This window comes from Saccharomonospora iraqiensis subsp. paurometabolica YIM 90007, assembly GCF_000231035.2.
Lineage (GTDB): Bacteria > Actinomycetota > Actinomycetes > Mycobacteriales > Pseudonocardiaceae > Saccharomonospora > Saccharomonospora paurometabolica.
Map to the genome: position 1 here is coordinate 2,089 of NZ_KI912240.1, position 213 is coordinate 2,301.

Below are 213 nucleotides of genomic sequence, written 5' to 3' on the forward strand. Positions count from 1 at the left end.
TAGGCGTGCCCCGGGGCCTCGCGTCCGGCGCGGCCGGCGCGCTGCTCCGCGATCGCCTTCGCCGAACGCACGGTGACCAGGCCGGACAGGCCCCGCCGGTGGTCGGTGCGGGACACCCGGGACAGCCCCGAGTCCACCACCGCCCGCACCCCGGGGACGGTGAGACTCGACTCGGCCACCGCGGTGGCCAGCACGACCCGGCGCCGCTGCCGC

General features: G+C 79.3%; 1 protein-coding gene. It reads right to left on the reverse strand.

All coding sequences use genetic code 11. The annotated features are described in order from the left end of the window. Positions 1-213 (reverse strand): helicase-related protein (locus SACPADRAFT_RS27535; protein WP_157577159.1); only part of this gene is annotated, 213 nt, incomplete at both ends.